This window comes from Paraburkholderia sp. 22099 (assembly GCF_052045835.1).
GTDB lineage: Bacteria > Pseudomonadota > Gammaproteobacteria > Burkholderiales > Burkholderiaceae > Paraburkholderia > Paraburkholderia terricola.
This window is the reverse complement of the sequence record NZ_JBQEPU010000010.1, coordinates 129,280-150,761: the sequence shown is the minus strand read 5'-3', so window position 1 is coordinate 150,761 and position 21,482 is coordinate 129,280. Positions and strand designations below refer to the sequence as shown.

The 21,482-nt window shown below is 64.3% G+C and carries 19 protein-coding genes; 6 read left to right on the top strand and 13 right to left on the bottom strand.

Going from position 1 to position 21,482, the window contains the following annotated elements; all coding sequences use genetic code 11:
- Positions 1-1,767, top strand: a complete 1,767-nt coding sequence (locus ACTJLC_RS12400) for a cobaltochelatase CobT-related protein (RefSeq protein ID WP_073428444.1) — start codon at positions 1-3, stop codon at positions 1,765-1,767.
- Between the two features lie 16 nt (positions 1,768-1,783).
- Here ACTJLC_RS12400 and ACTJLC_RS12395 read toward each other — a convergent pair whose 3' ends face one another.
- Positions 1,784-2,644 (bottom strand): MBL fold metallo-hydrolase, encoded by an 861-nt coding sequence (locus ACTJLC_RS12395; RefSeq protein ID WP_073428445.1) that lies wholly within the window; start codon positions 2,642-2,644, stop codon positions 1,784-1,786.
- 35 nt (positions 2,645-2,679) lie between these two features.
- On the bottom strand, positions 2,680-3,354 hold the full coding sequence (locus tag ACTJLC_RS12390) for a MarC family protein (protein WP_073428446.1): 675 nt from the start codon (positions 3,352-3,354) through the stop codon (positions 2,680-2,682).
- A 276-nt stretch (positions 3,355-3,630) separates the two neighbouring features.
- Between ACTJLC_RS12390 and ACTJLC_RS12385 the strand changes: the two genes are divergently transcribed.
- On the top strand, positions 3,631-3,846 hold the full coding sequence (locus ACTJLC_RS12385; RefSeq protein ID WP_073428447.1) for a DUF3311 domain-containing protein: 216 nt from the start codon (positions 3,631-3,633) through the stop codon (positions 3,844-3,846).
- The gene (locus tag ACTJLC_RS12380; RefSeq protein WP_073428448.1) at positions 3,843-5,315 is read left to right on the top strand and encodes a sodium:solute symporter family protein; all 1,473 of its coding nucleotides are present in this window, start codon (positions 3,843-3,845) and stop codon (positions 5,313-5,315) included. Before ACTJLC_RS12385 ends, ACTJLC_RS12380 begins: the two co-directional genes overlap by 4 nt.
- A gap of 57 nt (positions 5,316-5,372) precedes the next feature.
- Here ACTJLC_RS12380 and ACTJLC_RS12375 read toward each other — a convergent pair whose 3' ends face one another.
- The 8 genes from ACTJLC_RS12375 to ACTJLC_RS12340 all read right to left on the bottom strand — a co-directional run bounded on the left by ACTJLC_RS12375 (position 5,373) and on the right by ACTJLC_RS12340 (position 13,580).
- Positions 5,373-6,548 (bottom strand): GGDEF domain-containing protein, encoded by a 1,176-nt coding sequence (locus tag ACTJLC_RS12375; protein WP_073428449.1) that lies wholly within the window; start codon positions 6,546-6,548, stop codon positions 5,373-5,375.
- Positions 6,508-7,377, bottom strand: a complete 870-nt coding sequence (locus tag ACTJLC_RS12370) for a hypothetical protein (protein ID WP_310134283.1) — start codon at positions 7,375-7,377, stop codon at positions 6,508-6,510. Before ACTJLC_RS12370 ends, ACTJLC_RS12375 begins: the two co-directional genes overlap by 41 nt.
- 594 nt (positions 7,378-7,971) lie before the next feature.
- Positions 7,972-10,146 (bottom strand): M1 family metallopeptidase, encoded by a 2,175-nt coding sequence (locus ACTJLC_RS12365; RefSeq protein ID WP_073428451.1) that lies wholly within the window; start codon positions 10,144-10,146, stop codon positions 7,972-7,974.
- 617 nt (positions 10,147-10,763) lie between these two features.
- Positions 10,764-11,762 carry an aldo/keto reductase gene (locus ACTJLC_RS12360; RefSeq protein ID WP_310134287.1) on the bottom strand — a complete coding sequence of 333 codons (999 nt, stop codon included), beginning with the start codon at positions 11,760-11,762 and terminating at the stop codon, positions 10,764-10,766.
- Between the two features lie 105 nt (positions 11,763-11,867).
- Complete coding sequence (locus tag ACTJLC_RS12355; RefSeq protein WP_244745120.1) at positions 11,868-12,110, bottom strand: hypothetical protein; 243 nt, start codon at positions 12,108-12,110, stop codon at positions 11,868-11,870.
- A 10-nt stretch (positions 12,111-12,120) separates the two neighbouring features.
- Positions 12,121-12,756 carry a glutathione S-transferase family protein gene (locus ACTJLC_RS12350; protein WP_073428454.1) on the bottom strand — a complete coding sequence of 212 codons (636 nt, stop codon included), beginning with the start codon at positions 12,754-12,756 and terminating at the stop codon, positions 12,121-12,123.
- Positions 12,757-12,795: 39 nt separating this feature from the next.
- Complete coding sequence (locus ACTJLC_RS12345) at positions 12,796-13,248, bottom strand: SRPBCC family protein (protein ID WP_073428455.1); 453 nt, start codon at positions 13,246-13,248, stop codon at positions 12,796-12,798.
- On the bottom strand, positions 13,245-13,580 hold the full coding sequence (locus ACTJLC_RS12340) for an ArsR/SmtB family transcription factor (protein WP_073428456.1): 336 nt from the start codon (positions 13,578-13,580) through the stop codon (positions 13,245-13,247). Before ACTJLC_RS12340 ends, ACTJLC_RS12345 begins: the two co-directional genes overlap by 4 nt.
- 198 nt (positions 13,581-13,778) lie before the next feature.
- On the opposite strand from ACTJLC_RS12340, the gene ACTJLC_RS12335 reads away from it, so the two are divergent.
- Positions 13,779-14,684, top strand: a complete 906-nt coding sequence (locus tag ACTJLC_RS12335) for a LysR family transcriptional regulator (RefSeq protein ID WP_073428457.1) — start codon at positions 13,779-13,781, stop codon at positions 14,682-14,684.
- A 92-nt stretch (positions 14,685-14,776) separates the two neighbouring features.
- Here the strand turns inward: ACTJLC_RS12335 and ACTJLC_RS12330 are convergent, their stop codons facing one another.
- The gene (locus ACTJLC_RS12330) at positions 14,777-15,928 is read right to left on the bottom strand and encodes a branched-chain amino acid ABC transporter substrate-binding protein (protein WP_073428458.1); all 1,152 of its coding nucleotides are present in this window, start codon (positions 15,926-15,928) and stop codon (positions 14,777-14,779) included.
- A 129-nt stretch (positions 15,929-16,057) separates the two neighbouring features.
- The gene (locus tag ACTJLC_RS12325) at positions 16,058-17,287 is read right to left on the bottom strand and encodes an NAD(P)/FAD-dependent oxidoreductase (RefSeq protein WP_073428459.1); all 1,230 of its coding nucleotides are present in this window, start codon (positions 17,285-17,287) and stop codon (positions 16,058-16,060) included.
- 403 nt (positions 17,288-17,690) lie between these two features.
- Here ACTJLC_RS12325 and ACTJLC_RS12320 point away from each other — a divergent pair, with 403 nt between their 5' ends.
- Both ACTJLC_RS12320 and ACTJLC_RS12315 read left to right on the top strand, forming a co-directional pair.
- Complete coding sequence (locus ACTJLC_RS12320; protein ID WP_073428460.1) at positions 17,691-19,094, top strand: aminotransferase-like domain-containing protein; 1,404 nt, start codon at positions 17,691-17,693, stop codon at positions 19,092-19,094.
- Between the two features lie 94 nt (positions 19,095-19,188).
- Positions 19,189-20,274, top strand: coding sequence for a TIGR03118 family protein (locus ACTJLC_RS12315; protein WP_073428461.1), 1,086 nt, complete (start codon positions 19,189-19,191; stop codon positions 20,272-20,274).
- 15 nt (positions 20,275-20,289) lie between these two features.
- On the opposite strand, the gene ACTJLC_RS12310 is transcribed toward ACTJLC_RS12315, so the two are convergent.
- The gene (locus ACTJLC_RS12310) at positions 20,290-21,264 is read right to left on the bottom strand and encodes a hypothetical protein (RefSeq protein ID WP_073428462.1); all 975 of its coding nucleotides are present in this window, start codon (positions 21,262-21,264) and stop codon (positions 20,290-20,292) included.
- Positions 21,265-21,482 lie beyond the last annotated feature (218 nt).

Genomic DNA, 21,482 nt, shown 5'->3' with positions numbered 1-21,482 from the left:
ATGAACGCGGCGCGCACGAGCGCGAAGCACGCGGCGCGCGACACGCGAGGCTTCGCGTTCGAATCGACGCTCGGCAAGGTGGCGCGCGTGCTCACCGGGCAATACGGCGTGACGGTCGCGTTCAGTCCCGATGGCCCGCGCGTCGAACCGGGCCGCATCGTGATTCCCGATTACGAGTTGAACGGCGGCGTCGAGCGCGACGTGCTGATCGGTTATCTGGACTTGCTGGTGGCGCGCGCCAAGCATGCTTCGCTCGCGCAACTCGACGCCTTGCCGGCCGGCGTCGCGGCCACGCTTGCGCAAGTGATCGACGACCGCCGCGTGTGCGCGCAATTGCTCGACGAATATCCGGGCGCGCGCTGGTTCATCGGCAAGTTGCGCGTGCATGCCGCCGAACGGGCGCGGCAACGCTGGCCGAAGCTGCACTGGCGCGACCGGCTCGTGTGGCTGGTGGAGCGTGCGCTGTGGGACGAACAGCCGAGCCCGACCGAAGCGAGCCATTCGTTGATCGCGGCGCTGCATGCGTCGCAAGATTTGCTGGACGAAGCGCGCGCGAGCGGTTCGACCGCGCGGAGCATCGCGACAGCGCAGGCGTTGGTGGCGCGCGTACGGGCTTTGTCGGCGGGCGACGTGAACAGCATGGCGTTCACCGCCGATCCGCTCGAAGACATCGAGACGGAAACCGTTGCCGCCTCGTCCGCGCCGTTCAACGACGACGACACCCTGCTCCCCGATCAGGGCAACACGGCCTCGCCGCCGTCCGATCAAAGCGGCGGCGCGCAGGCGGACAACGCGGTGGGCATGGGCCAATCGCCGGCCGATACGCAACAGCCCTCGGCCCGCACGGAAGGCGAAGCTGCCGCCGTCCCGCACGCCGCGCGCGCACGCCTGTCGATTCCGCTCGCCACCGAATTCGACGACATCGCCGACCTCACCGGCCAGGGCGACAGCACGGCGTGGCGCGAGCTGCGCGCGCAGGCTCGCGCGGACACCGCGCCGCTGAAGAAAAAACTCGAACGCGCGCTGAGCGCCGACGAGCGAACCCGTTGGCGGCGCGAACAGGAGCGCGGCGAGATCGACCGCACGTCGCTCGCCAGGCTCGCGACCTCGCCGGGTTATCGCACGCCGTTTCGCACGCAGCGCGCGGCCAAGGGACGCGACGTCGCCGTGAGCTTGCTGATCGACCGCAGCGGCTCGATGGCCGGACGCAAGATCGAACTCGCGCGGCTGTGCGCGGCGGCGCTGTGCGATGCGCTCACGCAGTTGTCGTTCGATTGCGAGGTGCTCGGCTACTGCTCGCTCGAATCCGCGCCGATGAAGCAGCTATACGAGCGGCAGCGTGCGGCCGGCGCGGATTTGCGGCGCTATAACCGCTTCGTCGAACGGCTCGATCTGAAGGTCTACAAGCGCTTTGGCGCGGCCGATCTGAGCGGCATCGCGCGGATCGATTGCGGCCACGAGAATCCCGACGGCGAGGCGCTCGCCTGGGCGGCGACGCGCCTCGCCGATCATCCGGCCGAACGGCGCATCCTGATGGTATTTTCCGACGGCTATCCCTCGACCGGCGACGGCGACACGCAGGTGTTGCGCAGCGATCTGCGCGAACGCGTCGCGGCCATCGGCAAGCGCGGCATCGAACTGGTCGGCATCGGCGTGCTGACCGATGCGGTCGAGGACTTCTATCCGCACAACGTGGTGGTAAGCCGCCTCGCGGAATTGCCGTCGACGGTGTTCTCCGTGTTGAGTGCGATGCTGCTGAAGCGCTAGCGCTGCGCGTCAACCGTCAGAACGCGTTCAACGGAATCTTCAGATAGCGCACGCCGTTGGCTTCGGGCTCCGGCAGCGCGCCCGCGCGAATGTTGATCTGGATGGCCGGCAGAATCAGCGTCGGCATGCCGAGCGTGCGATCACGGGCGGTGCGCATCGCAACGAATTCCTCGACCGTCACGCCGTCGTGCAAATGAATATTGTCGCGGCGCTGCTCGGCGACGGTGGTCTGCCATTGCGGCCCGCGCGAGTCCGGCGGGTAGTCGTGGCACATGCACAGCCGCGTCTGTGGCGGCAGCGCCAGCAAAGTCCGCACCGATTCATACAGGATGCGCGCATCGCCGCCCGGAAAATCGCAGCGCGCCGAGCCGCCGTCCGGCATGAACAGCGTGTCGCCCACGAACACCGTATCGCCGATCCGATACGCCATGTCCGCCGGCGTATGACCGGGCACATGCAGCGCCTGCGCGCTCAGTTGGCCGATGCCGAAGGTCTCGCCGGGCGCGAACAGATGATCGAACTGGCGGCCGTCGGCGTGCATCTCGTCGCCGAAATTGAAAATGCGCTTGAATGCCGCCTGCACGATGCGGATGCTTTCGCCGATCGCGATCTTGCCGCCCAGCGTCTCCTTCAGATAAGGCGCGGCTGAAACATGATCGGCATGCGCATGGGTTTCCAGCAGCCATTCGACACGCAAGCCATGCTCGCGGACGAAAGCGACGATGCGTTCGGCGCCCGCCGTCGACGTGCGGCCGGATTTCGGATCGTAGTCGAGCACCGGGTCGATCACCGCGCACGCCGAGCCTTCGCCCGCGTAGACGACGTAACTGAAAGTGCCCGTGGTGGCGTCGTAGAAGGCTTCTATCCGGGGTGTCATCGTCCGCTCCTTTTTTGTTTGCCGCCGCGCGCGGGCTATTTGACCGGCTGCATGGTCGCGATCGGGATCAGGAATTCGGAGAAGCCCGTCAGCATGATCTGAACGCCGATGCACAGCAGCAGAAACGAAGATACACGCATGGCGACCTTGGTTCCCTCCGCTCCGAGATAGCGGGCGAAAACCACCGCCTTGCTGTAGACCAGATAGACCGTGGCGGCCACCACCAGCGAGATCACCACGGAAGCGATGCCCGAGAGCACGAACTCCGAGAGCTTGTGCGTGCGGTTGGCCGTCAGCGCGATGGCGGTGGCGATCGAGCCCGGTCCTGTGGTGAGCGGAATGGTGAACGGGAAGAACGCCTTCGACATCGCATTGTCCGCGTCCACGCGCTTCACGCCCGGCTTGTCCGCGGGTTGCGTGTCGGGCGCATTGAGCATCTGCCAGCCGCCCACCGCGACCGCGAGGCCGCCGCCGATGCGCAGCGCCTCCATTGAAATGCCGAAGAAATGCAGGATCGGCGTGCCGATGAAAAACGCCACCAGCAGCACGCACAGCACGTTGATGGCGATTTTCCTCGCGAGCGCGGTGCGCTCCTCGGTGGTCAGCGAGGCGGTGCGGTCAAGGAAAACGAAAGCAATGCCGATCGGGTTGATGATGCTGATCAACCCGGTAAAGCCAAACAGAATGTCCGCGATCAGACTTTCGACCATATGCGACCCGTGGCGGGCGGCGGCTCGGGCGGCTCGACTGTCCGCGCATGAAAAGGCGCCGCGCTAGGTTGAACGAACCGGAGCCGCGCGGGCGGTCCGGATGATGCTTGCGTTGCGTGGCGAGCATCATAGCGCGGCCGAAAGGTGTGCCGGCAACTTTCAGAAAGCCTACACGCATTTTTGATCGACTTTACGCAACCAAAGCATCAGGCATACAGTCGCTGCGAAGCCGCACTTTCAACGAGACGTACTGACCGGTTCGAGGAGTTGCCCCCTATGTTGCTTCGTGTACTCGCCGCCTTGCCGTTCATCGGCATTCTGCTCGGCGTTCCGTTTGTCAACCGTGTCGAGCCGCTGATGCTCGGCATGCCCTTCGTGCTCGCATGGATCGTCATGTGGGTGGTGCTGAGCTCGCTCATCATGGCGATCGTCTATCGCCTCGACGCGTCCAATCGCCACATCGCCGCCGACGGCGAGGAGGTTCGCTCATGAGCGCCCTCGTCATCATCGCGGCCATCACGGTGTTCGCGCTTTACCTCGGCATGCGCGCGCGGCGCGGCCACGACATGAGCCTCGAACAATGGACCGTCGGCGGCCGCAGCTTCGGCACCGCGTTCGTGTTCCTGCTGATGGCGGGTGAGATCTACACGACCTTCACCTTCCTCGGCGGCAGCGGCTTTGCTTATGGCAAGGGCGCGCCCGTCTACTACATTCTGGCCTACGGCACGCTGGCCTACATCCTCTCTTACTGGATGCTGCCGCCGATCTGGCGTTATGCGAAGAACCACCGGCTCGTCTCGCAGCCGCATTTCTTCTCGCGCAAATATGAAAGCCCGGCGCTCGGCACGCTCGTCGCGCTGGTGGGCGTCGCCGCGCTGATCCCCTACCTCGTGCTGCAACTCAAGGGGCTCGGCATCATCGTCGCGACGGCTTCCTACGGCGTGATTTCATCGACCGCGGCCGTGTGGATCGGCGCCGCGGTGGTGACGTCCTACGTGATCGTCTCGGGCGTGCGCGGCTCCGCGTGGAATTCGGTGGTGAAGGATCTGCTGATTCTGGCGATCGTGCTGTTCCTCGGCATCTATCTGCCGCTGCACTATTACGGCGGCCTCGGCGAGATGTTCCATGCGATCGACGCCGCGCGTCCGGGCTTTCTCACGTTCCCCGCCAAGGGTTCGAGCGTGACCTGGTTCCAGTCCACCGTGCTGCTCACGGCGCTGGGCTTTTTCATGTGGCCGCACACGTTCGGTTCGATCTTCACCGCGAGGGACGAGCGCATTTTCCGCCGCAACGCGATCGTGCTGCCGCTGTACCAGTTGATTCTGCTGTTCGTGTTCTTCGTCGGCTTCGCGGCGACGCTGAAGGTGCCGGGGCTCAAGGGCGGCGACATCGACCTCTCGTTGTTCCGCCTGTCGTTGCAGACCTTCGACCCGTGGTTCGTCGGCGTGATCGGCGCGGCGGGCGTGCTGACCGCGCTGGTGCCGGGCTCGATGATCCTGACGGCGGCCTCCACGCTGCTGGCGAACGACGTGTATCGCGGCATGGTGAACCGCAATGCGTCGGATGCGGCGGTCGCCAAGCTGGCGCGCTTTCTGGTGCCGGTGGTGGCGCTCGTCGCGGTGGGCTTCACGCTGCATGGCGGCGAGACGATCGTCGCATTGCTGCTGATGGGCTATAGCTTCGTGACGCAGTTGTTTCCGGCGGTGATTTGCAGCCTGCGGCCGAATCATCGCGCCACGAAGGAAGGCGCGTTCTGCGGGATTCTCGCCGGCGTCGCGGTGGTGGCGGTGACGACCAGCATGCATTTGAGCGTGGGCCAACTGATGCCGTTTTTGCCCGATGCGTTGAAGGACGTCAATATTGGTTTTCTGGCGCTGGCGGTCAACGTGATCGTTTTTGCCGCGGTGAGCGCGGCGACGCAAACGCGGCAGGCTGAACGGACGCAGGCGTCGGCGAATTGAGGATGAAGGGCGGTGGCGGGTGAAGGGGCCCAGCGCGCGTTGTCGCGTCGGCGCCGATCACAACGTCGCCGCCCTACGCCCCTGATCCACGAACGCATACCCGTTCTTGCCGCTGCGCTTGACCTGGTACATCGCCTCGTCGGCCGCGCCGATCAGGCGACGGTAGTCGTCGACGAGATCGGGGAAGCTGGCAATGCCGATGCTCGCGCGAACCAGGCCGATTCCCATCTGCTCGTCCGTGCGAACCACGCACGCGATGAGCCGCCCGGCAATCTCGACGAGTTCCGCATCCGTCGAGAATCCCCGCACCAGCACGGCGAATTCGTCGCCGCCGATCCGGGCGACGACGTCGGCCTTGCGCACCGAGCCGCGAAAACACTTCGACACCGCGACCAGAAATTCATCGCCGACGCGATGACCGAGTGAATCGTTGACCTGCTTGAATCCGTCCAGATCGACATACAGCACGGCGATCTTGTGAGTCGCCGACTCGGCCTGCCGCCGCATCGCGGCTGCTTCGAGGGCGGCGAACAGCTTGCGCCGGTTCGGCAGACCGGTCATCGGATCGTGTAGCGCGGCGTGCTCGAATTCCTGCGACTGTCCCGCCAACTGGCGCGTCCGTTTCGCATACATGCCGAGCGCCGTGATCAACATGCAGAACAGCAGCGCGGCCAGAGCGATCACCGTGTACGCCACATGCGTGATCCGCACCCGCACGTCGGCGCTGTCGATGTCGCGTTGCGCGTGCCAATAGGCCGAGGCGTTGCGCAGCAGCGCATCCGTGTCGCGAAGATTCGCGTCCGGCGACAGCGCGGCGGGCGCGGCGGGCGCGGCGGGCGCAATACGCGGCGCCGCGGACGGGCTCGCGTTCACCAGCGCGGCGAGCGACGTGAGACGGCGAGCCAGTTCGGCGCGCGCGTTTCGCCGCCCCTCCGCCCTCGCCTCGCTATCGACCGGCACATGCTCCCATACGTCCGCGAGATGGCGCGCGCTGTCCGCGCGTTCGATCTCTTCGAGAACCAGGCTCGCATATTCCTGTTTGATCTGATCCGAAAAGACCATCCTGATCTGCAAGGCAAGGTACAGCAGGCCGATCAGCAGGCACAGCACCGACGCGACAGCCATCGTCGCGGGACCCGGCCCCAGGCGCAGCGTCGGGACGCGCACCGCGGCGCGCCGGGGACGATGCCGCTCAGGGATGGGAATAGATGTCTTGCTGGCTTGCGCGGCCATGTTGCCGGTAGCTCGTGCGTTTAAAGAAAAGGCTCATCCGTGTGAACACATTGCCTTTCGGTTTTGCGTTGACGGGCGTTGCCCGCCGCTCCTGCTGAGCGGCTCGCGCGTCCTTGACCGGCCGCGCCGCCGCGAACGGCTGCACGATGGGATCGGAGCCGCTGCTCGCGCGCCGGCTCGATCGGACCGACGTTGCAGCCGGCGCGGAGGTAGCGTTGGATGCGCCGGCTTGAGCGATCGTGGTTGCGGGGCGCCGCATGACACGGCCTGACCAGACTGCCTGTTTGCGGCCTTCTTCGCCCTCCGAGGTGAGTGTCGCGACGGAGGATGCAGGCGTTGCGGGCGGTTTTGGTGCGGGCGGGTTCATGGCCGGCTTGCTGTCCGGGGTTGCCGCGCCGGGTGTTGCGGGCCCCGTTACCGCCGTATCCATGACCGCCGCGCCCATCGGGGCCGTGAGCGGCACATTCACGGGCGCCGCCGCGACGGGCGCGGACGGCATGCCCGGCCCCGCCATCGTCATCGACATCGGCGGTCCCAGCGATGACGCCGACTTCGCGAGCACCGCTGCGCTCGCCGCCGACGCCGGCACGCCGAGCGCGCGCCGCGCACCCGCCATGGCTTCGGCATAGGCCTGCTGATCGTGATTGAACCAGACGCCGTACGCGACCGTCCCCACCACGCCGAAGGCGAGCGCGCTTGCGGCGGCTACGCATAGCGCGAGACGTCCGAAGCGTGGCGGCGGCGCCGGATCCTGTTCGGGCTCGTCAGTGTCGAAGCCGGCATCCCGGCCGGCCCTCCTGGACCTCGGCAACTCGGTATCGTCGAACATCGCAATACTCTCCGGAACCCTTCCGTCCGACGGTTCGTCGGACCTGGTTCAACATTCTTCCGACGGTTTTGCTAATTCGCTCATCGCGTAACGACAACACGACAACGCCGCGCTTCACATGCCGGCTCTGCGAGTCGGCTTCGCGCTGCAAGGTTGTAAAAGATTCAACGTCACGTGTAGATGCGGACGGTACGGCGCGACCTCGATGGCCGCTCGTGCAGGTGATATCGCGGGCAGACGAATAGGCGCATGCTCGCGGCCTTCTGGCATGCAACAAACACGCCTATGAGAAGCGCGGTCGGCGGCGTTGCATCGGGGAATGAAGGGTATAAACGATGAATTGGCCGCGCGCTAGACCGCTCAGGCCCACGAGAAACGGCCACGCTGGGGCGGTTTGCGATGACTTCCGCCTCGCTGGATCGTGGCGGCCCGCACCTGGATTTCGGCTGCTATTGGCTACTTTTGCGAAGGTGCGAAAGGTAGCCGCGAAACGGCAAAACGCGTGGCTCCTGAAACGTAAAGGCGGTGGCCCGCATCGCATGACGATGCGGACCACGGCCCTGCTTTTCAGCGCGGCTCGATAACGCCGGCCGCTTATTTCGCCTGCTGCGCTTGCTGCTTCGACCTGAGCTTGCCCTGGAAGCGGATCTGCGGACGCAGCGATTGCGTCGTCGGCGGGGTCATGAGCATCTGACGCGCGAGCGGCGTAGCAGTCGGGTTCAACGAACCGATGCTGGTTTCACGCGACGGATCGGCGAGACCGTTCTTCACCAGCAGCTTCGCTTCGAGTTGCAGATTGGTCAGCAGAACCGGATCCTTCAACGCGTTGCCCTGCGCGAGCAACTGACTCCACGCGGTGTTGCCGTAATTCGTCACGTAGTAGTCGAGACCGCTCGGATCGGCGAGCACCGCGGAACAACCGTTCAGGCGCACCTGCGTTTGCATGTCTTTCATCGCAACCGTCTTGCGCGACGTGAGCCCGTCGCCGTAGGCGAGCGTCAACGGAATGGTCCACTGCGTGCCGGGGTACGGGTTCTGGTTCGGAAACGGCGACTGCTTGAGCGTGACCACGGTCTGATTCGAGACCAGATCGCACTGCGTGTCGAGCGAGATCAACGGCACGCCCGTTTGCCGCACGAAGCTGTCGCCGATCGCCACCATCGGCTCGCCGCTTGCCCTGGTCAGTTCATCCCACAGGCGCCTTGGCGTGACATTGCCGAGCGCATAGTCGGCCAGATACGATTGCAGCCCCTTGCGCATCACTTCCTCGCCGAGATAGTTCTCCAGCATCTTCAGCACGTGGCCGCCCTTGTCGTAGGTGAAGGCGCTCGCGCTCAGCACGAAGTCGTTCGAGGCCCAGCCGTTGAAGTTCGGCTGCACCGGGAACGCGGTGGATTTCAGATCGGCATTGATCACCGCGTACTTGTTCTTCACGTCGTCGACCCAACTGAAGCGGTCCGGGAAGAAACGCACCTTGGTCTTGTTCTCGAAGAAGGTGGCGAACGACTCGTTCAGCCACACATCGTCCCACCAGTCGAGCGTGACCAGATCGCCGAACCACTGGTGCGCCGCTTCGTGCGTGAGCACCGTCACGCCGTAATCGGACATCTCGGTGCCCGGCGCCGGCAGAATGTCGTCGGCGAATTCCAGAATCGCGCCCCAGTTCTCCATCCCGCCGAAGTTCAGGTCTTTCTGCTCCTTGAACGCGTCGTTCGCCGCGATCGTGTCGAACTTGGTGAGCGGCAACGCAATGCCCGTGTAGCGATAGTAGTAATCGAGCGCCTGCTTGGTCTGCTGCATCGCCGGCTTGGCCCAGTCACGCATGCCGGGCGGCGTGAAGATACGCAGATGCAGACCCTTGCCGTCCGGCAGCGGGCTCGTGAAATCGTCCTCGAGAATATCGAACTGGCCGCCGCCGAAGAAGAGCAGATACGAAGGCATCGGCGGCGTCTTTTCGAACGACACCAGCTTGTAGCCGCTGTCCACGTTCACCGCCGGTTTCTCCGCCGCGTTCGAGACGACGTTCCAGTTTTGCGGGACTTCCGCGCTCACCTCATAGGTGGGCCGGAAAGCCGGCTCGTCCCAGCCGGGGAACCATTGGCGCGCGAGATTCGATTCGCCTTGCGTGAGAATCGCGCCGCTCGTGGTGCCGTCCGTCGCCTTCAGATCGACGCGGAACACGCCTTCGGCCGCCGAGCATCCCGGATACGGATCGTCGCCGCAACTGCCGCCGGTCTTGGTGACCGGATCGTCATAGCTCTTGAAGTTGATGATGCCGCTCCACTCCATGTGCAGCGAGTAATTGCCGGCCGCGATCTGGCCGCTGACGGGCCGAAGCTGATAGAAGTCGCCGTCGTCCTGCGGCGTGGCGATCAACGGGATGTTGCCAGGCTGAAGCGTGATCGTGCCATTGGTGAACTTGACGCGGTGGCCCGCGATGGTGATCGCGTTGACGGCCTTCAGCACCTTGATCTGCACGTCGGCGCGGCCGTCGAATGACGACAGCGCCGGGTTCGGCCGGAACCACAGCTTGTAGTTGACGGGCATGACCGTGTCGGGCAGTTCGACCGGCGGCACCGTCTTGTCGATCGACGGATTCGCGGCGATCGGCGCGGTGGGCGGCGCCAGCGCCGTGTCGGAAGCGGCCGTCGGCGTCTGCGCGGACTTGCTCGTCAGCGTGGAGGCGCCATCTCCCGCGCCGCATCCCGCCAGAACCATTATTCCGGCTAGCGCCAGGCACTGTATCTGCAATCGGAAATTTATACTCATGATTAATCCTCGACTGACAATATCGGCATAAAGAAAGTGCGATGAATGCTTCAACTGGTTTCTCTGTTTTTTCAGAGAAAAAGGTCTCCCGCACCAACACCGAATTGCTGGCGAGAATATATGGACGTGTTACACCCTCAGCACTTGCGGCTGATTTTTAAATAACGGCGTTTAATCATTACAATGCTTTCAGCGAAACGGATTGGAACCGTTTCGTTCAGCTTCCATGCGATCGTCTGACTGATGGGCAAAGCGGCGGCTTGCCTGCGTCTCCGGGCAGGGGTAAATTTTTTTAATCAGTTTTGACGACAGTGCGTAGCCTAGTTTGGCAAACGTTCCCGTGTCAACTTCCTTTCACAATCTTTCCTGAAGTTTCACACGGTGTATGCCGTTCGAATGGAATCCCAGTAAATGATCCGAGTTAATACTCTAGAAACCCCGCGATTCCCGATTGCCTACGGAAAACCTAGCTTTCCATTTCCCGGAATGTGCTATGGATTGACGCGCGAATAAATGCAAAACGAATGCGCGGGGTTTTGCGTTGAAAACACCTTGCGCATCCGCGCCCCTCACGAAAACACGGCAGCAGGTTCAGGAGCGAATCGACCACGCGGTGTTCAACCGCCCACCGCCGCCACGATCCGCGCGCACATCGCTTTATCGGGCAGCGGACCCGAGCCGGCCCGAACGTTGTCGGCCATGTATTGCGGACGCCCGGTGCCGGGAATCACCACCGTCACCGCCGCTTGCGCGAGCACGAACTTGAGGAGCAGTTGCGCCCAGCTCGTGCAGTCGATCTCCGCGGCCCACGCGGGCAGCGGCGTTTTGCCGACGCGCGCGAGCAGGCCGCCGCCGCCGAAAGGCTGGTTGATCGCCACCGCGATACCCAGCTCCGCCGCGAGCGGCAAGATGCGCGCCTCGGCGGCGCGGTCATCCGCTGCATAGTTGATTTGCACGAAGTCGGGCTTTTCGCTGCGCATCACGGCCGCGACTTCGCCGAATGCACTCGACGTGTAGTGCGTGACGCCGATATAGCGAATCCGGCCGCGCGCTTTCCAGTCGCGCAGCGTGGCGAGTTGCGTGCGCCAATCGAGCAGATTGTGGACCTGCATCAGATCGATGCGCGGTTGTTGAAAACGGCGCAGCGATTCCTCCATCTGCGCGATGCCGGCCTCGCGTCCCTGAGTCCAGACCTTGGTCGCGACGAAGGCTTTGCGGTGCGCGTCGAGTTGCGTCAGCAGCGCGCCGGCGACGGCTTCCGACGAGCCGTACATCGGCGACGAGTCGATCGCCGAGCCGCCTGCCTCGAAGAGAATTCGCAGCACGTCGGCAAGTTGCGCGCGAGCGCCGGGATCGTCGCCGACATCGAACGTGCGCCACGTGCCGCAGCCGATGACCGGCAAACGTTCGCCAGTCGACGGAATCACACGCTGTGCGATGCGCGAGGGCGTGGCGGTTTGCGGTTGTGGTTGCGGTTGTGGTTGGGCCTGCGTTTGCGCCGAGGTCAAACGCGGCAGAGCGAGCGAGACCGGCAAGCCGATGGCGGCGCTTGTTACCGTGCGCAGAAAGGAGCGTCTGCCGGCGCGCCGCGCGGCGTCGTTCGATGAAAGTGCCATGACGTGCCCTCGATAAGCAACGAATAAGCTTCGAGTCTGCACGATACGGCAATCGGGCGCGGCGTGTGGCGTGAGGAGACCGTCGCGCCTGGACACGACACCCCGCTATCTGATGAAATGCCCACAAATCGCCACGGCACTAAAGCGCATATACAAAGACGACTGCGACGACTGCGCCCCGCCCGCCGCGAATCGATCCGCCGCCAACGCGGACCCGCCCGCCGCGCCGATCGCGGCAACCACAATCGCCATACCGCGCAGCCGCCCGGCGCGGCCGACGAGCGTGCCCGACACGCTTCGCCAACTCGCCAGCAAGGTCATGCCGAGCGCCACGATCGCGCAACACATGGCCGTTCCTTCAACCGTTAGCGACGGACAGCGCCGGCCGCGCCGGAAACGGATCGCGCCAGGCGTCGAGCGCGTTCAACCGATCGTGCCAGCGCCGCACATGCTCGAACTCTTCGAGCGGCATCGCCGCGCTTTTCGCGTAAGGCAAGGTCGCGCCGACCGAAAAGTCCGCGACGCTCAATTCATCGCCAAGCAGCCATGTGCGATCCTTGAGATGCCGATCGAGCACGCCCGCGTGCTTGCGAAACCAGCCCTGCGCTTCAGCGACTTTCGACGCATCCGGCTCGCCGAGTCCGATCCGCGGCTTGACCAGATGCTCGAAATAAAGCGTGCCGCCATGCCGGTAAAAATGCTGGCTGTTCCAGCTGAACCAGCGCACCGCATCGGCCTGCCGCGCGCCGCGCGGCCAGAGATCCGATTCCGCGCGCTGCGCGAAATGGCAGATGATCGCGTCGGCTTCCCAAAGGCTTTTATCGCCGTCGACGAGACACGGCACCTTGCCGTTCGGATTGATCGCCAGATAAGCGGGTTCATTCTGCTCGCCCTTTGCCAGATCGACGAAAACGTATTCGATGGGCAAGCCCAGGTACTTCGCCACGGCGCACGCTTTTCTGGGGGCCAGGGTTTCAGAATAGTAGAGCTTCATGTTCGACCTCGATATGGGTTGAATTCGGTCCGATGCGCTTTATTCGCCTGTGTCGTTCAGTTCGGCGATCAGTGCCTCGAGCTTGTCGAAGGAGCCGTTCCAGCCGACCTGATGCGCGTCGCGCGCGGCCGCGTCGAAGAATTGCGAGTGCGTGAAATTGAGTTCGGTGCCTTCTTCGATCGGACGCAATCGGATCGTCACGAGAGACTGGCGCTCCGGCATCGTCACCCACTGCCAGGTAAAGACGAGCTTGCTGTCCGGTTCGACTTCCTGGTATTCGCCGCGGCAGTCGTGCGTTTCGCCGTCGAGCGTCTGGAACACCACGCGAAAGCGCCCGCCCACGCGCGGATCGGCTTCGGCGCTCAGCACCGGCCCGGCGTCGGGCCCCCACCAGCGCGCCATCAGTTCGGGGCGGGTCCACGCTGCGTAGACTCTCGCCGGCGGCGCCTTGATGCGCCGGATGATGGTCAGGCTGGGCTTTTCCTTGATCATTCCTCTTCCCCCTCCACAAAGTCGGTAAGTCGATCGAGACTGGCGGACCAGAAGCGCTCATAGCGTCGTAGCCACGCCATCGCCTCCTCCATCGGGCCGGCGACGAGGTCCACCGAAACGGTCCGGCCTTTCTTGGTACGCGCCACGAGACCCGCTTCGCTCAGCACGTCGAGGTGCTTCATGACAGCGGGAAGCTTGAGCGGCAGCGGACGCGCGATCTCCGTGATCGACAGGCCGGGCTCCCGCTCCAGACGCGCGAGGATAGCCCGCCGCGTGGGGTCCACGAGAGCGGAAAACGTACGATCCAACTGACTGACCGGATACTTCGCCATGTGGTGAACTATAGAGATTGATCGTGAAGTGTCAAGCTTTTTTGCAGGGCCGCCTCGTCATGCGGAGGACGCGAGCGCATCCAACCGGTTGACGTGTCCTTGCGCCCCGAGACCGGCACGCGCCGCCGTGTCGCCGTTCTAGAATGTCGCCTCGTTGCCGCGCTCGCGCCAACCGGTCACATCACAAGGACAACACGTATGGACATGCTTCAGGCGATGACGGTGTTCAAGCGCGTCGTGGACGCGTCGAGCTTTTCCAGGGCGGCCGATTCGCTGGAAATGCCGCGCGCGTCGGTGTCGACTGTCGTGCAGAACCTCGAAGGCCATCTCGGCGTGCGGCTCCTGAATCGCACGACGCGCAGCGTTCAGGTCACCGGCGACGGCGCGCTCTACTACGAATATTGCGCGCGCATTCTGGCCGAGGTCTCCGACGCCGAGTCGGCGTTATCGAACAAACGCCAGAGCCCGCGCGGCACGATTCGCGTCGACACCTCCGCGACATTCGCCACCAACGTGCTGATTCCCGTGCTGCGCGATTTCAACGCGCGCTATCCCGACATCGCGGTGAAGCTGGGTATCGCCGATCGCAACGTGGATCTCGTGCAGGAAGGCGTGGATTGCGTGATCCGCATCGGCGTGCTCGACGATTCGAGCCTCGTCGCGCGCACGATCGGCAGCGTGCGCATGACCACCTGCGCGGCGCCCGCCTATCTCGAACAGATGGGCGAGCCGGCCACGCCCGACGATCTCGAGCGGCATCGCGCGGTGAATTATTTTTCGGCGCGCACGGGGCGTGTCTACCCCTTCGAATTCGAAGTCGACGGCGCGCTCGTGCGAAAACCAATGGAAGGGATTCTGGCGGTCAACGACGGCCAGGTTTACATCACGTCCGCGCTCGAAGCCTTGGGAATGATCCAGGTGCCGCGCTTCATGGTGGCGAAAGCGATCGATGCGGGCGCGTTGCGTGAAATTCTGCGCGGCTTCCCGAGCCCGCCGATTCCGCTTTCGATCCTTTACCCGCACCGCCGCCTGAGCATGTGCGTCAGAGTATTCAGCGAGTGGGTGCATGAACTCGCGCAGCAGAATCCCGACCTGAACGGCTAGCGGTTTGCGCGGCAGGCAACCGCAAACACAAACACAAACACAATCGCAAACGCAAACGCAATCGCCTGCGCACCCGCGCAAACCGCCAACGACTACGCGCCGTTGCCGCCCACCGTCTTGATGCTCTTCCATTGCCCTTGCTGAACCTGGAACAGCGTATAAGGCGGCTTGATCAGATCGCCATACGGATCGAAGGTGATATTGCCGGTCACACCCGTGACCGTGACCTTCGACAGGCTCTCGACAATCTTCGCGCGATCGAGCGAGTCGGCGCCGTGGATCGCCTTGATCATCGCGAGCGCGGCGTCGTAGGCGAACGGCGCGTAGAGCTCGACATCCTGATTGAAGCGCGCCTTGTAGCGCTTGCCGAACGCCTGCGCGGCGGGCAGCTTGTCGAGCGCCGGACCCGGCTCGAGATCCTGGGTGCCGTCGCCGGCCGCGCCGGATATCTGCAGGAACGCATTGCTCTTCAGCGCGCCCGCGCCGAACAGTTGCGCGTTGATGCCGAGCGAGCGCATCTGCTTGACCAGCATCGCGCCCTGCTCGTCCAGGCCGCCGAAGAAGATCATGTCGACGTTCTTGCTCTTCAACGTGGTCAGAATGGCGCGGAAATCGACCGCCTTGTCGTTGGTGAACTCGCGATCGACCACGTTGCCGTTCGCTTCCTTGACGCCTTTTTCAAACGCATCCGCGAGACCTTGCCCGAATGCGGTGCGGTCGTCGATGATGCCGATGCGTTTCGCCTTCATCTGCTCCACCACGAAATGCCCCGCGACGACTCCGCCGATGCCGTCATGGCCCATCGTGCGGAAGACGTTTTTGAAGCCCTGCTTGGTGAGTTGCGGATTGGTCGAGCCCGGCGTGATCATCGCCACGTTCGCCTGGTGATAGACCGTCGAAGCCGGAATGCTGCAACCCGAGTTGTAGTGGCCGATCACCCCCACCACGCCTTCGTCGACCAGCTTCTGCGCGACCTGAATCGCCACGCGCGGGTCGGCCTGATCGTCCTGCACGTCGAGCACGAACTTGACCGGCTTGCCGCCGACGGTCGGATGCTTCGCGTTCTCTTCATCGAGCGCCAGTTGCGCGCCATATTGCAAGTCTTTGCCGACTCGGGCCACCGGACCGGTCAACGGCCCGACGAAACCGATCTTGACGACTTCGGGGTCGGCGGCCCACGACAACGGCATGTACGTGGCGAGTGCACAGACAGTGGCACTCAACAGCCAATAGCGGCGATTCATGATGCGCTCCTTGCGAGATGTGACGTCGCGCGTGTAGTAGGTTGACCGATCCGATGCGCGACGCGTCGAAACCGTCCTGCGATGCCTGTGGTGAAACGTGAAAACTTCGTTTGGCTGTCCCCTGCAAAATCAAAAACGCGTGGCCGCGTAGGGCGCGAGATCGAGCGACGGCGCCCGCCGCGCGATCAGATCCGCGACGATGCGCCCGCTCACGCCCGCCAGCGTCAGGCCCAGATGCTGATGGCCGAAGGCGTAGATCACGCGTTCGCTCGCGCGCGATCGCGCGAGCACCGGCACGCCGTCGGGCAGCGTCGGGCGAAAGCCGAGCCAGTTGCTGTCAGGCGTAGCCAGCGCGGGTAGCGCGCGCTTCGCGGAAAACGTCAGCAAGTCGAGCAGCGAGCGGTTGCGCGTGTCGCCGAAACCGGCGAGTTCGACGGTGCCCGCGACGCGCAAGCCGTCGCTCATCGGCGTCATGTAGAAGCCGCGTTCGGCCCAGCCGACCGGCCGCGACACCAGTTGCTGCGCGCCGGGAAAACGGACGTGATAGCCGCGCTCGGTGTCGAGCGGAACCGGGTCGCCGCATTGGCCGGCGAACTGCGCGGAGCGCGCGCCGGTTGCCACCACCACGTAATCGAAACGGCGCGCGATGCCGCCGACGCTGAGGCTCGCGCCTTCGCCCGAAGGCTGCACGCGCTCGACCGCCGCGCGCTCCAGCGTCAAGCCTTGCGCGGCGAGTCGATCATGAAGCGTCTGCAAGAAGCCTTGCGGGTCGGAGAAATGCCAGCTATTCGTGAACAGCACGCCGCGCTCGAAGATCGGTGCGAGCGACGGTTCCAGCGCACGGATATCGTCGCCCTTGAGCAGATCGAAGGTGACGCCGAGCTTCCGGCGCAGATCGAGCGCGGCACGCGCGGCATCGAATGAAGCCGCGCTCGAATACAGATACAGGCACTCGCGCGGACGAACGAAGCTCGCCAGTTCCGGGTTCGCGAGCAGCGGCGCATAGCCGTCATACGCGTGATCGAGCAGCGCCGCGAGTGCGGCGGCGCTGGCCTCGTAGCGGCGCGGCAGCGAACTCATCATGAAGCGCACCAGCCACGGCGCGAGATGCGGTAGATAACCCCAACGCAATCTGAACGGACTCTGGTTCGATAACAGAAAGCGCGGCAAGTCACGGAACACCGACGGGTTGTTGACCGGAATGCACGCATACGGCGCGAACGTCCCGGCGTTGCCGAACGACGCGCCCTGCCCCACGCCGGCCGGATCGAACAGCGTGACGCGGTGGCCGTCGCGCATCAACGCGGCCGCGCTCGCCAGGCCGATGAACCCCGCACCGATGATGGCGACGTCCGGCATCACGCGCGCCTTTCGGGTACGGCGGCGCAACGGCCGAGGACGGGCGGCGCACCGCGTTTCGACACGCATCCGCGTGGTGTGGACTGAGGAAAGCGCATCCAGCAAGCTCCGGCTAATAAGTTTCGAATGCTGTCCGGTAGCGGCTCATTTCCCGCGCCACCGAACAAAACCATGAGCACAGAATCACACAATATTTTTTTGTGTGCAATTAAAACGCGCATTGTGTGGCATCGGCGTTTTCCCTGGATGGTCTGCGCCGCAAACGGACAGCCCGTGCCCGAGCCGTGCGAAGCCGCCCTGCCTACGCGCTTTTAGCGTTTGCAGTCCCGCTGTCTGGTATAGAATCGGCAAAACTCCGCACAATCGCGGACAAAGCATTTTTTGTATGGAGACATCGGTTCTTATGGCTTCTGGCAAAGGCACGGCGCGTCGGACTAACGGGTCGAGCGCGCAGGCGAAGCGCTCCACCTATGTCGAGGTGTCCAGTTCGATCGAGAACGAGATCCGCAGCGGCGTCTATCCGCCGGGCAGCCGGCTGCCGCCGCAGCGGCAACTGGCGACGGAACTCGGCATCAACGTGTCGACGGTTTCGCGCGCGTACAAGGAATTGCAGTTGCGCGGACTGGTGATCGGCAGCAAGCGGCGCGGCTCGCTCGTGACCGGCGGCGCGATGCCGAGCGTCGAGCCCGCGCAGCCGGCGAGCAACACGGCGATCGATCTGACCGTCAACCGCCCCGCCACCAGCGAATTTCTGAACTGCCTCGCGCGCACGCTCGCGGACCTGCCGCGCGATCCGCGCTATCCGCAATTGCAGGAGTATCAGCCGCCGCAAGGGCCGTCATGGGCGCGCGCCGCGGGCGCGCAGTGGATGGCCGCGCCGGGCTTCGCGCCGGCGCCCGAATATGTGGTCGTGACGAGCGGCGCGCAACACGGTTTGTATGCGGTGCTCAACAGCCTGATCGGCACGGACGGCGTGATCCTCGCCGACCAGCTCACCTACTACGGCCTGAAAGCGCTCGCGCCGGTGTTTCAGTTCGAGATCGTCGGCATTCCCAGCGACCGCGAAGGCTTGCTCACCGACGAAGTGGAGCGCGCCTGCCGGCGCATGCCGGTGAAGGCGATCTTCACCGTGCCGAATCTGCAGAACCCCACCGTGACGACGATGAGCCTCGAACGCCGCATGGCCCTCGCCGACATCGCGCGCCGCCACGGCGTGGCGATCATCGAGGACGACGTCTATGGACCACTGGTGTCGCAACGTCTGCCGACCATCGCGAGCCTGTGTCCCGAACTGACGTTTCACCTTGCGGCCACTTCGAAGATCCTCGCGCCCGGCCTGCGGCTCGGCTATCTGCTGAGTCCCCCGGACAGCGCCGCGCTGTGCGCGGAAGCCGTGCGCACCACCGCATGGATGCCCGCGCCGATGTCCATGTTGATCGCGTCGATCTGGATCGAGGACGGCACCGCGCGCCGCATCATGGACGCGCAACTTGCCGAGATTCGCGCGCGCCAGGACCTCGCGCGCGAACTGTTGCCGCAGGAGATGCTGCAGACCGACCCCGCCTGCATGTTCGTGTGGCTCAAGTTGCCGCCGCCGTGGCGCGCCGACGATTTCGCGGCGAACGCGAAGGCGCGCGGCGTGGTGGTGATGCCGTCGTCGGCGTTCGCCGTGGACCGCTCGGAGATCGAGCACGGCGTGCGCATCAACCTCGCCTGCGCGACGAGCCGCGATCAACTCGTGAGCGCGTTGCGGCTCTTGACGGGCACGCTCAAGGATCGTCCGCGCGCATTGTTCGGAACGATCTGAAGCAAAAGATTTCCGCGCCGCTGAGGGAATAAAGCGGCAAGGCCACACGTTTGAATAGCCTCGACGATCCATCGGTCGTGACGGAGGTGTGGTCATGAAATCTGTGCTTAAGGTACTGGGCGCCGTCATGGGCGCCGCGGCGTTGACGAGTCTCGTTGCATGCGGGGGAAGTTCCGGCTCGCTCAACGCGCAATCGTTCACGTCCACCGTGCTGGTGTCGGACGGCGCGGTCGCGGCGCCGCATACCGATGCCAATCTGAAGAACGCGTGGGGCATCGCGTTCAATCCAAAAGGTTTCGTGTGGGTGGCGGATAACGCAACCTCGCTCGCGACGCTCTATGACGGCAACGGCGTGCCGCAATCGCTGGTCGTCAGGATTCCGGCCGGCGCGAGCGGTTCGGCGAACCCGACCGGCATCGTGTTCAACGGCACGACGGATTTCATGGTCACGCAGGGCGGCAAATCGGGCGTCGCCGCATTCATCTTTTCCGGCGAAGGCGGCAACATCACCGCATGGGCGCCGGCGGTCGCGCCCACCGCGGCAATCACCGTGTTCGACGACGGCAACGGCGGCGCGGTCTACAAGGGACTGGCGCTCGCCAGCAACGGCACCGCCAATCTGCTCTACGCCACCGACTTTCACAACAACAAGATCGACGTGTTCGACAAGAACTTCGCGAAAGTCGCGATGCCCGGCAAGTTCCAGGACGCTCTGCTGCCGACGGGTTTCGCGCCGTTCGGCATTCAGGCCATCGGCGCGAAGCTCTTCGTGACCTACGCCAAACAGGACGCGGATGCGCATGACGATGTTCACGGCGCGGGTCTGGGATTCGTCGACATCTTCGATACGTCCGGCAATCTGTTGCAGCGCTTTGCTTCAGCCGGTGCGCTGAACGCGCCGTGGGGCGTCGCGCAAGCGCCGGCGAATTTCGGCCGCTTGAGCGGCGACGTGCTGATCGGCAACTTCGGCGACGGCACGATCAATGCGTTCGACCCCATCACCGGCCAGTCGCTTGGCGCCGTCAAGCTGTCGAATGGAAACGCGTTCGTGCAGGACGGCCTGTGGGGTATCGCGTTCGGTAACGGGCTCAATAATCAGCCGGTCAACACGCTGTTTTTTGCCGCCGGGCCCAATGACGAAGCCAACGGAGTCTATGGACGCATCGACGTGAAGATGTGACGGGCGTCAGCGCATCTAGCTCTTCACGCCGCGCAGCGCGTAAGCCGACAGCGTGGCGAGGCGCTCGGCGCTGAGCATCCTGACCATCCGCTTCACCGCGTGACGCATGCGGCCGCGCAGATGCGCGTGACGCATGCGCCGCCAGAAACGGGTCGGCGCGAACTCGACAAAGCGCGCCTCCTTTTCCAGCAGATATTTGCCGCCCGGCAAATGGATGAACGAACAGCAGCAGAACCAGCGGAAGTCCCGATAGTTGTTGCCGGGCCAATGACGTCCAACCGCCTGATAGGCGCCGACCTCGACCACCGTTTGCCCCTCGTCCACGAGCGCATTGAGCGCGGCGGAAATGAAGGCCTCATCGCCGTGATGTCTCAGGCGTTCGCTTTCGTCCAGGTAACGCGCGTAACTGGCGCGCGCACGCGGCACCAGCCGGCGCAACGATGCGGGCGTCGCGAGCATGAATTCGCCGCCGTACCAGCGCGGATTCGCGAGCCGCCCGTCCGCGACGATTTCCAGATCCGCCACCACGCGTTCGCTGCCGTATGCGGGAAAAACCTGGTCCGAAATATCGTAGACACCGAGGCCCGCCTCGGCGCATCGCTCGATCAGCGTGTGATCGAGCGGCAACCACGCGACCATGTCGGCGTCGAGCAACAGCATCATGGTGTCCGCGGGCAGCGCATCGGAGAGTTGATCCATTAGATCGAGCTTGAAATGCGCCGCGTAGAACGGCGTGTTCTTCGGCAACTCGATCGTCGCGGTGAGCTTCGTCACCGCCGGGCGCTTTTCCGGCGGCAGGCCTTCGAGCCGCTTTTCGACCTGTGCCGGCGCGTTCGTCATGATCGTCAGCGTCGGCATGCCCACGCGCCGCAAGCTGTTGTTCAGGCAGATCGCCTGGCTCACATACGAGAGCGGATCGCGATTCGTCGAGTTGGGACCCGGCTTCGCGTCGACATCCACATAAACAAGCGTGCACGGAAAGAGATTCACATTGCTCCTCACCACGCGTGAGAGACGGTTCGCATCGTTAGCGCTGCCGTTACTGCTCGCAGGTCGGTTCACATGTGCTTTCGCCGGGCGAGCCCCAAGCCGCGCGATGCGCGCCTTCATGGCGTCATGCACGAACCCGATCGCGATAGCAGGTCTGCGCTATCGTTTCACGTCCTTGCGGCGCGTTTCCGCCAAAACTCAGCGGGACGCAACGCGGC

Bases quoted from the DNA above. Each gene is read 5' to 3' on its own strand.
- ACTJLC_RS12400 (WP_073428444.1), top strand. From the start codon at position 1: ATGAACGCGGCGCGCACGAGCGCGAAGCACGCGGCGCGCGACACGCGA.
- ACTJLC_RS12395 (WP_073428445.1), bottom strand. From the start codon at position 2,644: ATGACACCCCGGATAGAAGCCTTCTACGACGCCACCACGGGCACTTTC.
- ACTJLC_RS12390 (WP_073428446.1), bottom strand. From the start codon at position 3,354: ATGGTCGAAAGTCTGATCGCGGACATTCTGTTTGGCTTTACCGGGTTG.
- ACTJLC_RS12385 (WP_073428447.1), top strand. From the start codon at position 3,631: ATGTTGCTTCGTGTACTCGCCGCCTTGCCGTTCATCGGCATTCTGCTC.
- ACTJLC_RS12380 (WP_073428448.1), top strand. From the start codon at position 3,843: ATGAGCGCCCTCGTCATCATCGCGGCCATCACGGTGTTCGCGCTTTAC.
- ACTJLC_RS12375 (WP_073428449.1), bottom strand. From the start codon at position 6,548: ATGGCCGCGCAAGCCAGCAAGACATCTATTCCCATCCCTGAGCGGCAT.
- ACTJLC_RS12370 (WP_310134283.1), bottom strand. From the start codon at position 7,377: ATGTTCGACGATACCGAGTTGCCGAGGTCCAGGAGGGCCGGCCGGGAT.
- ACTJLC_RS12365 (WP_073428451.1), bottom strand. From the start codon at position 10,146: ATGAGTATAAATTTCCGATTGCAGATACAGTGCCTGGCGCTAGCCGGA.
- ACTJLC_RS12360 (WP_310134287.1), bottom strand. From the start codon at position 11,762: ATGGCACTTTCATCGAACGACGCCGCGCGGCGCGCCGGCAGACGCTCC.
- ACTJLC_RS12355 (WP_244745120.1), bottom strand. From the start codon at position 12,110: ATGTGTTGCGCGATCGTGGCGCTCGGCATGACCTTGCTGGCGAGTTGG.
- ACTJLC_RS12350 (WP_073428454.1), bottom strand. From the start codon at position 12,756: ATGAAGCTCTACTATTCTGAAACCCTGGCCCCCAGAAAAGCGTGCGCC.
- ACTJLC_RS12345 (WP_073428455.1), bottom strand. From the start codon at position 13,248: ATGATCAAGGAAAAGCCCAGCCTGACCATCATCCGGCGCATCAAGGCG.
- ACTJLC_RS12340 (WP_073428456.1), bottom strand. From the start codon at position 13,580: ATGGCGAAGTATCCGGTCAGTCAGTTGGATCGTACGTTTTCCGCTCTC.
- ACTJLC_RS12335 (WP_073428457.1), top strand. From the start codon at position 13,779: ATGGACATGCTTCAGGCGATGACGGTGTTCAAGCGCGTCGTGGACGCG.
- ACTJLC_RS12330 (WP_073428458.1), bottom strand. From the start codon at position 15,928: ATGAATCGCCGCTATTGGCTGTTGAGTGCCACTGTCTGTGCACTCGCC.
- ACTJLC_RS12325 (WP_073428459.1), bottom strand. From the start codon at position 17,287: ATGCCGGACGTCGCCATCATCGGTGCGGGGTTCATCGGCCTGGCGAGC.
- ACTJLC_RS12320 (WP_073428460.1), top strand. From the start codon at position 17,691: ATGGCTTCTGGCAAAGGCACGGCGCGTCGGACTAACGGGTCGAGCGCG.
- ACTJLC_RS12315 (WP_073428461.1), top strand. From the start codon at position 19,189: ATGAAATCTGTGCTTAAGGTACTGGGCGCCGTCATGGGCGCCGCGGCG.